This window comes from Nocardiopsis sp. NPDC006198 (assembly GCF_040613895.1).
GTDB lineage: Bacteria > Actinomycetota > Actinomycetes > Streptosporangiales > Streptosporangiaceae > Nocardiopsis > Nocardiopsis tropica.
On record NZ_JBEXSY010000118.1, the window covers coordinates 1 to 8080 of the forward strand.

General features: G+C 73.9%; 9 protein-coding genes and 1 pseudogene. 8 read left to right on the forward strand and 2 right to left on the reverse strand.

What is annotated here, in order from left to right; all coding sequences use genetic code 11:
* The 6 genes and pseudogenes from ABZ234_RS33590 to ABZ234_RS33615 form a co-directional block, all read left to right on the forward strand.
* Positions 1–155 (forward strand): annotated as a pseudogene (locus ABZ234_RS33590) (sensor histidine kinase); the annotation flags it as partial.
* The gene (locus tag ABZ234_RS33595) at positions 152–754 is read left to right on the forward strand and encodes a response regulator transcription factor (protein WP_267946887.1); all 603 of its coding nucleotides are present in this window, start codon (positions 152–154) and stop codon (positions 752–754) included. The pseudogene ABZ234_RS33590 and the gene ABZ234_RS33595, both read left to right, overlap by 4 nt.
* A gap of 682 nt (positions 755–1436) precedes the next feature.
* Positions 1437–2693: a beta-ketoacyl-[acyl-carrier-protein] synthase family protein gene (locus tag ABZ234_RS33600; RefSeq protein WP_355014729.1), complete on the forward strand. Its 1257-nt coding sequence runs from the start codon at positions 1437–1439 to the stop codon at positions 2691–2693.
* Between the two features lie 9 nt (positions 2694–2702).
* Complete coding sequence (locus ABZ234_RS33605) at positions 2703–3914, forward strand: beta-ketoacyl synthase N-terminal-like domain-containing protein (protein WP_267946889.1); 1212 nt, start codon at positions 2703–2705, stop codon at positions 3912–3914.
* 21 nt (positions 3915–3935) lie between these two features.
* Positions 3936–4196, forward strand: a complete 261-nt coding sequence (locus ABZ234_RS33610; RefSeq protein ID WP_355014730.1) for an acyl carrier protein — start codon at positions 3936–3938, stop codon at positions 4194–4196.
* Positions 4193–4675, forward strand: a complete 483-nt coding sequence (locus ABZ234_RS33615; protein ID WP_267946891.1) for an SRPBCC family protein — start codon at positions 4193–4195, stop codon at positions 4673–4675. Before ABZ234_RS33610 ends, ABZ234_RS33615 begins: the two co-directional genes overlap by 4 nt.
* A 111-nt stretch (positions 4676–4786) precedes the next feature.
* Here ABZ234_RS33615 and ABZ234_RS33620 read toward each other — a convergent pair whose 3' ends face one another.
* Together ABZ234_RS33620 and ABZ234_RS33625 are read right to left on the reverse strand one after the other, a co-directional pair.
* Positions 4787–5995 (reverse strand): DUF418 domain-containing protein, encoded by a 1209-nt coding sequence (locus ABZ234_RS33620; protein ID WP_355014731.1) that lies wholly within the window; start codon positions 5993–5995, stop codon positions 4787–4789.
* 31 nt (positions 5996–6026) lie between these two features.
* Positions 6027–6641 carry a TetR/AcrR family transcriptional regulator gene (locus ABZ234_RS33625; RefSeq protein WP_355014732.1) on the reverse strand — a complete coding sequence of 205 codons (615 nt, stop codon included), beginning with the start codon at positions 6639–6641 and terminating at the stop codon, positions 6027–6029.
* Positions 6642–6884: 243 nt separating this feature from the next.
* Between ABZ234_RS33625 and thiD the strand changes: the two genes are divergently transcribed.
* Together thiD and ABZ234_RS33635 are read left to right on the forward strand one after the other, a co-directional pair.
* Positions 6885–7685 (forward strand): bifunctional hydroxymethylpyrimidine kinase/phosphomethylpyrimidine kinase, encoded by an 801-nt coding sequence (gene thiD, locus ABZ234_RS33630; protein ID WP_355014733.1) that lies wholly within the window; start codon positions 6885–6887, stop codon positions 7683–7685.
* 134 nt (positions 7686–7819) lie between these two features.
* Positions 7820–8014 (forward strand): CsbD family protein, encoded by a 195-nt coding sequence (locus ABZ234_RS33635; RefSeq protein WP_267946895.1) that lies wholly within the window; start codon positions 7820–7822, stop codon positions 8012–8014.
* Positions 8015–8080: the final 66 nt, after the last annotated feature.

Sequence of the window (8080 nt, forward strand, 5' to 3'; positions counted from 1 at the left end):
CGACCCTGCGCGAGCGCGTGGCCGGCGAGGGCGGCGAGCTCACGGTGGAGCGCAAGGACGGACGGTTCCTGACCGCCGCGAGCTTCCCGCGCACGGCCGACGGCGCCTCCCCCCTGCCGCACCGCCCCGCACCGACACGGAAGGACGACCGATGACCACCGTGGTGCTCGCCGACGACGAGGCCCTGCTCCGCAAGGCGCTGGCCGCGCTGCTCCCCATGGAGGGGGAGATCACCGTGCTCGCCGAGGCGGAGGACGGGGAGGAGGCCGTGGAGGCCACGCTCCGCCACCGGCCCGACGTGCTCGTCGTCGACCTGGAGATGCCCGGGACGGACGGGCTCGGGGCCGTCGCGGCGATCCGCCGGGAACTCCCGGACCAGGTGATCCTCATGCTGACCCGGCACGCCAGGCCCGGGGTTCTGCGCAAGGCCCTGCGGCTGGGGGTCCAGGGCTTCGTCAGCAAGTCGGCGGAGCCGGCGCACATCGCCTCGGTCGTCGCGACCCTGCACGGGGGCAAGCGGTGGATCGACCCGGACGTGTCCGCGCTCGCCGTCATCGACGACTGCCCGCTCACCGACCGGGAGGTGGACGTCCTGCGGGCGACCGGCGAGGGGTACTCGGCCGCCGACATCGCCGCCCGGCTGCACCTGGCGGAGGGCACGGTGCGCAACTACCTCTCGAACGCCATGCAGAAGACCCAGACGCGCACCAGGCACGAGGCGGCCAGGTACGCGCGCGAGCACGACTGGCTGTAGCGGCCCGGACGGACACGCCCGCGGTTCCGGCGGGCACGGCCGCCGTCGGGCGCCCGCCCGGGACCGGACCGTGTCCGCGGCCCCGGGCGGCGGGAGCCGGGCAGGGTGGGGGAGGCGGAGCGCGCCGGTCCGCACACCGGATCCCGGCCGCCCCCGGGTCGTGGACCCGGGGTTTCCCGTTCGCCGGGCGGGTGCGCCGCTCCGGAGGGCGAACAAATACCGAACAGCCGGACAAGCCGCTCGGGGGCCGCAGGGAAAACGGGGAACCTGGCCGACCAGGTCGTCGTCAGGGGCATGGCCAACGCCAGATCGACTCCACATCGTGATATCACAAACACAGAAAGTAGCGATGTCGGCCGTTTGCGGTCTCCCGTGACCGGCCGCACCGCCTCCGACCCGTCACTCCGCGGCCGCTCTCGCCCGCTGTCCGTCGCCCGACCCGCCCGAGGCGCGGCACAGCACCCGCGGACCGTTCGGCATCACGCCCCGCGACCGGCCCCGGTCGATATCCCTGAACTCGTGGAGAAGACACCCTTGACCCAGATCTGCCGTCCCCCGGTGTCACCGGGGCGCGTCACACCTCCGTCCGGCACTTCCCACCGGGCGCCGCGGCGGCACCGCGGCGCCTCCTCCGAGACCCGCACGCGTCCGCCACGCCGCACCCGCCGCGAGGGGGCGCGCCGTGAAGCGTGAGGCCGTCGTCACCGGCGTGGGCGTGGTCGCCCCCGGGGGCATCGGCGCCACCGCGTTCTGGGACATGCTCACCGCGGGTCGCACCGCCACCCGGGGCATCACCCTGTTCGACCCGGCGGGCTACCGCTCCCGGATCGCCGCCGAGGTCGACTTCGACCCCGCCGCGCACGGCCTGGACGAACAGCTGACCGCGCGCATGGACCGGTACGTCCAGTTCGCCGCCGTCGCAGCCGCCGAGGCCCTGGCCGACAGCGGCGCCCCACTGGCCGGCGTCCCGCCCTGGCGCGTCGGGGTGAGCATGGGCACGGCGGTCGGCGGCACCACCCGCCTGGACCGGGAGTACGCGGTGACGAGCCGCGGCGGCGCGGACTGGGTGGTCGACCACACCGCCACCGCGCCCCACTCGCACCTCGCGCTGATGCCGAGCACGCTCTCCGGGGAGATCGCGGAGCTGGTCGGCGCCCGCGGCCCGGTGCGCACGGTCTCCACCGGGTGCACGTCCGGGCTGGACGCGGTGGGCTACGCCGCCCAGGCCGTCGAGGACGGCCTCGCGGACGTGGTCGTCGCCGGGGCGGCCGAGTCGCCGATCTCGCCCATCGCCATGGCCTGCTTCGACGCCATCAAGGCGACGTCGGACAGCAACGACGACCCGGGGCGCGCCTCCCGGCCCTTCGACCGCCACAGGAACGGCTTCGTCATGGGCGAGGGCGCGGCCGTCCTCGTCCTGGAGGAGGCGTCGGCCGCGCGGCGGCGCGGCGCCCGCGTCCGCTGCCGGGTGGCGGGCTTCGCCAACCACGGCAACGCCTTCCACATGACCGGCCTGCGGCGCGAGGGGACGGAGATGGCGCGCGCCGTCACCACCGCGCTGGACCACGCCCGGCGCTCCGCCACCGACGTGGACTACGTCAACGCGCACGGGTCGGGGACCGTGCAGAACGACAGGCACGAGACCGACGCCGTCAAGCGCGCGCTCGGCGAGCACGCCCGCCGGGTCCCCATGACCTCGATCAAGTCGATGGTGGGGCACTCGCTCGGCGCGATCGGCTCGATCGAGCTCGTGGCCTGCGTCCTGGCCATGGACACCGGCGTGGTCCCGCCCACGGCCAACCTGGCCACACCCGACCCCGAGTGCGACCTCGACTACGTCCCGGTGACCGCGCGCGAGCACAGGACCGACGTGGTGCTGTCCGTGGGCAGCGGTTTCGGAGGGTTCCAGTCGGCGGTCGTCCTGGACCGGGGAGAGTGAGGAGCGGCCATGACCATGGTGATCACGGGCCTGGGCACGGTGTCCCCGGCGGGAACGGGCACCGACGCCTACTGGGCCGCGCTGGTGGAGGGGCGGACGCTCCTGACGCCGATCCCCGACGTCGGCGCCCGGGGCTACCCGGTCCGCCTCGGCGGCAGGGTCCCCGGGTTCGACCCGTACGAGCACATCGAGGGCCGCTACGTCGTCCGGACCGACGCGTTCAGCTGGTTCGCGATGGTGGCCTCCGACGAGGCCCTGCGTGACTCGGGGGTCGACGTCGCCGCAGACCCCTACGCCACGGGGGTGCTCATCTGCAGCGGCAGCGGCGGCAACGAGTTCGGCCAGCGCGAACTGGCCGCCCTGTGGGGGCGGGGGCCGGAGTTCGTCGGCCCCTACCAGTCCATCGCCTGGTTCTACGCGGCCAGCACGGGCCAGGTGTCGATCAGCAACGGCCTCAAGGGCATGTGCGGTGTGCTGACCACCGACGAGCCGGGCATGCTCGACGCCCTGGGGCAGAGCCGGCAGGCGCTCCGGCGCGGAACCCCGGCGATGCTGGTCGGCGGCAGCGACGCGGCGCTGGGCTCGCCGTTCGCCCTGGCCACCCAGCTGGGCAGCGGGGTCCTGAGCGAGGGCGGCGACCCCGGCACGGCGTACGCGCCCTTCACGGAGGGGGCGTGCGGCTTCGTCCCGGCGGAGGGCGCGGCCGTCGCGCTGGTGGAGGACGCGGCCACCGCGCGGGCGCGCCGGGCCAGGGTGCGGGCCGTCGTCGCGGGCCACGCGAGCACGTTCGGCGGCGTCGGCGCGTTCGACCCCGGCGGTGAGGGCCTCCTGCGCGCGGCCGAGGAGGCGATGCGCCGCGCCGGGGTGGGCCCGGAGGGGGTGGACGTCGTCTTCGCGGACGCCGTCGGCCTCCCCAAGGCCGACGCCGACGAGGTCGCGGCGCTGCGGCGGCTCTTCCCCGACGGCGTGGCCGTCACCGCGCCGAAGGCGGGCTTCGGCCGGGCCTACGCCGGGGCCGGCGCCCTGGACGTGGCCGCCGCGGTGCTGAGCCTGGAACACCAGGTCGTTCCCCCCACCCCCCACGTACCGGACGCGCCCCTGGGCCTGGACCTGGTCACCAGGGTCGCCCGCCCCGCACGCCTGCGCTCCGCGCTGGTGCTGTCCCGGGGCGTGGGCGGCGGGAACTCCGCGCTCGTCCTCCAGCATCCCGACCACGTCTGACACACGACAACAAGGAGACCCATGGCCGAGAGCCGCATCACGATCGAGGAACAGGTGGAGCTGATCTCCGCCTGCGCCGGGATCAGGACCGACGTCGAGACGGCGTCCTCGCAGACCTTCGACGAGCTGGGGGTCGACTCCCTCGGCGTCCTCGGCATCGTGGCCGAGATCGAGCGCCGCACCGGCCTCAAGCTGGGCGCCGACGCGGAGCAGGCGCCCTCCCCCGCCGCACTCGTGGCCCTGGTCAACGGGGACGTCCCCGCCCACATGGAAGGAGCGTGACGGCCGTGCCCTCGCGTACCGAGAACAGCATCGTCATCGACGCCCCCCTCGACCTGGTCTGGGAGATGACCAACGACCTGGGCGAGTGGACCGGTTTCTTCCCCAAGTACGCCGAGGTGGAGGTCCTGGAGAGGGAGGGGGACACCGTCCGGTTCCGGATCACCAAGTTCCCGGACGACCAGGGCCGCGTGTGGAGCTGGGTGTCCGAGCGCGTCATGGACCGCGCCGCGGGCGAGGTGCGCGCCCGGCGCGTGGAGACCGGGGCGTTCGAGTTCATCAACCTGCACTGGACCTATGAGGAGGTCTCGGGCGGGGTCCTCATGACCTGGCGCAACGAGTTCACCATGAAGCCCGACTCGCCCTACAGCGACGAGCAGATCACGGCCAACATCAACCGGGAGGCCCCGGTCGAGATGGGGCTGATCAAGAAGAGGGTCGAGGCGAGGGCGATGGCGATGGCGGAGAACCCCGTCGCCTGACCGGGTCCGGGCCCGGGGGCCTTCGGAACGGCGCGGCCCCGGCGGTCGCGCCGGCGCCCGGAGGCCCCCGCGTCCGCCGGGCCGCAGGACGGCCCGGCGGGACGGGCCGGGTCAGCGGCGGTGTCCGGGGGCCCGCGCCAGCACCGCCTTCTGGAGGGCCTCCAGGGGACCGGCGCGGAACCGGCGCAGCCACAGCGTGGAGGCGGTGAGGAGCAGCGCGCACAGCGCCGCCCACAGGCCCATCACCCACCAGGGGCCCGAGTCGGCGAGGCGGGTGGCCAGGCCCAGGCCGAAGCCGTGGAGGACCAGCACGCAGACGAGGTTCTGCGCCACGTAGCCGCTCATGGCCGTCCTGCCGAGGGACGACACCGCCGTGACCGCGCGGCCCCCGGGGTTCGCCCGGTCCAGCACCCAGCCGACCGCGCCGATCACGCCGAGCGCCACCACCGGGGCGGCGACGTAGCGGTCCAGGAGGGCCAGCCCGGGCCCGGCCAGGTTCGTGGCCAGGTTGAGCGGCACCCCGACGCCCAGGCCCCACACGAGCAGGCGGCCCCGGATGCGGCGGCCGGCGGCGTCGTCCCCGAACGCCCCGGCGCGGAACAGCCGCACGCCCAGCAGGAACATGAACACCATCAGGGCGAAGGTGAGGATCGGCTCGGCCCGGAAGAGGAGCACGTGGTCGAGCCGGAAGGCGACCTGGTCCAGGTAGCTCCCGTGGGCGTAGAGGTCCACGACCTCGGGCGGGGGCTCCCCTCCCGCCGTGGCCGGGTCGAGGACCATCACCGCGGTGAGGAGCCCGATGAGGGCCGCGTGCAGGGCCGCCGCCGTCCACATCACGGCGTCCCGCGCCCTCCGGGAGCGGGTCAGCAGCCAGGCGACCACCAGGGACGTGACCGCGTAGCCCATGAGGACGTCGGCGGCGAAGACCAGGGTGAAGTGCACGAGGCCCTCGGTGAACAGGAACAGCGCCCGCCACTTGTAGGGGCCGGGCCAGCGCTCCCCCCGCCGGGCCGCCGAGCGGAACTGGATCGCCAGGCCCACGCCGAACAGCAGGGTGAGCAGGGCGAGGAACTTGCCGTTGGCGAGGAAGAGGAACAGCCCCTCCCCCAGGGAGGCCGCGGACGGCGACTCCCGGAAGTCGGCGAGGGTGACGAGGGCTTCCGCCCCGAACAGGAAGCTCGCCTCGGAGCCGGGGGCGGTGAACAGCCACACGTTGGTGGCGAGGGTGCCCATGATGGCGACGCCCCGGAGGACGTCGAGCAGGGGGAGGCGCGCCCCCGCCCGGGCGGGGGTCCCGGTCTGCGGATCGGTGGTGGTCATGCGGACATCCCAGCTCTCGGTCGGACGTGGGTCACGGGCTCTCGGGGTCCGTGAAGAGCCGGTCGACGTAGGTGGTGAGGGAGGCGAGGACCGGGGCCTCGGCGAAGTCCCCGCCGGTGACGAGGTGGTGCACGGTCAGGCCGTCCACGAAGGCGACGAGGGCGGCGGCCTCCGCGCGGGCGTCCGTGCCGGACGGCAGCTCGCCCGCCCGCAGGCCCTCGCCGAACGCCTGCTCGAACGCGTCGACGAGCTGCCGCGTCGTGGCCCTGTGCAGCCGGGACATCTCCGCGTCGGCCATGGTGGCCGGCAGGAACTCCAGCCAGACGGTGAGTTCCAGGCGCCGCTCGTCGTCGAGGGGGAGGAGGGTCTCCGCCGCGCGGAGGACCCACTCCCGGACGGTGGCGGGCCCCTCGCCCGCGGCGAGTGCCACGAGGCGGGCCTCGCCCTGCTTGTACATGTACTCCACCCCGAACCGGAGCAGCTGGGACTTGGTGCGGAAGTAGCTCTGCACCAGCCCGACCGACACCCCGGCCTCGTCGGCGACGTCGGCGAGGGTGGTCCTCGCCAGTCCCCGCCTCCCCACCGAGCGCAGGAGTGCCCGGGCGACCTGTCGTCGCCGCTCGTCGTGGTCCGCCGTTCTCGCCATGAAAAAATAATACGACACTATTTTTAATATGGCGACAGGTCCCGTGGCCGGGACCGGCCGCGCCGCCCCCGGGACCGCGCGGCCACCGGCGCCGGGCGACCGCGTCGCGGCGCCCGTGACGCCCGCCACGGACTCCGCGAACGCCCGGGACCTGCGCTTGTGATGCAATAACAACGGGTTCGTGAACCCGCGAGGGATCCCGAGACCGGCAACAGCACATCGACAGAGGGAGGTTGGTCCCCCATGACCGACCGCGCGTACGTGATCGCAGGATCGGAGGCCACCGGCGGCGCCGGCATCCAGGCCGACCTCAAGGCCTTCCAGGAGCTCGGCGTCTACGGGATGGGGACGATCACCTGCATCGTCTCCTTCGACCCCGGCAACGGCTGGGGCCACCGGTTCGTCCCCGTCGCCCCGAACGTCATCGCCGACCAGATCGAGGCGGCGACCGCCTGCCACGACCTGGACGTGGTGAAGATCGGCATGCTCGGCACCCCCGACACCATCGACGTGGTCGCCGAGGCCCTCCGGCGGCAGCCGTGGCGGCACGTGGTCCTGGACCCGGTCCTGATCTGCAAGGGCCAGGAGGCGGGCGCGGCCCTGGACACCGACAAGGCGCTCACCGCCCAGATCCTCCCGCTGGCCACGGTGATCACCCCCAACCACTTCGAGGCGCGCACCCTCGCGGGCATGGAGCGCATCGACTCCGTGGACGACCTGGTCGAGGCCGCCCGCCGCATCCGCGAACTCGGCCCGGAGCACGTGGTCGTCAAGGGCGGCACGGAACTCCCCGGCCCGGACGCGGTGGACGTGTACTTCGACGGCGAGGAGGTGACGGTCCTCAGCGCCCCGAAGATCGGCGAGGAGCGCGTGAGCGGCGCCGGGTGCACCTTCGCCGCCGCGATCACCGCCGAACTGGCCAAGGGCGCCGAGGTGGGCGCCGCCGTCGCGACCGCGAAGGCGATGGTCCGCGAGGGGATCGAGAGGCGGCTGACCACGCACGCCCCGTTCGCCTCGGTGGTGCCGATCGCCCCGCGCGGCTGACGCGCACGGCCTCCCGACCCAGGATTTCAGGAGAATTCGTCCCCTTTGGGAAGATTTTTTCTGCGGATCATGATTGGGAGCCGCCACAGCGGTGAGGGCAGGGACCAGGACCGAATGCCCAGCAGGAGGTTGACATGTCCGAGCAGAACCGCGCCGGCAACAAGGCCGACGAGTACAAGGGCAAGGCCAAGGAGTCCCTCGGCAAGGCCACCGGCAACGAGCAGTGGCAGGCCGAGGGCAAGACCGAGAAGACCACGTCCAAGCTCAAGCAGGCCGGTGAGAAGGCCAAGGACGCCCTCACCTCGGACAAGAAACCCAAGGCTCCGTAGGGCCCGCGCGGACGGCGGGGGCGGGGCGGCCCCCGGCGGGCCCGGCGCCCCCCCGGGGCGGGGCGG

Bases quoted from the DNA above. Each gene is read 5' to 3' on its own strand.
- thiD (WP_355014733.1), top strand. From the start codon at position 6,885: ATGACCGACCGCGCGTACGTGATCGCAGGATCGGAGGCCACCGGCGGC.
- ABZ234_RS33620 (WP_355014731.1), bottom strand. From the start codon at position 5,995: ATGACCACCACCGATCCGCAGACCGGGACCCCCGCCCGGGCGGGGGCG.
- ABZ234_RS33610 (WP_355014730.1), top strand. From the start codon at position 3,936: ATGGCCGAGAGCCGCATCACGATCGAGGAACAGGTGGAGCTGATCTCC.
- ABZ234_RS33605 (WP_267946889.1), top strand. From the start codon at position 2,703: ATGACCATGGTGATCACGGGCCTGGGCACGGTGTCCCCGGCGGGAACG.
- ABZ234_RS33635 (WP_267946895.1), top strand. From the start codon at position 7,820: ATGTCCGAGCAGAACCGCGCCGGCAACAAGGCCGACGAGTACAAGGGC.
- ABZ234_RS33595 (WP_267946887.1), top strand. From the start codon at position 152: ATGACCACCGTGGTGCTCGCCGACGACGAGGCCCTGCTCCGCAAGGCG.
- ABZ234_RS33625 (WP_355014732.1), bottom strand. From the start codon at position 6,641: ATGGCGAGAACGGCGGACCACGACGAGCGGCGACGACAGGTCGCCCGG.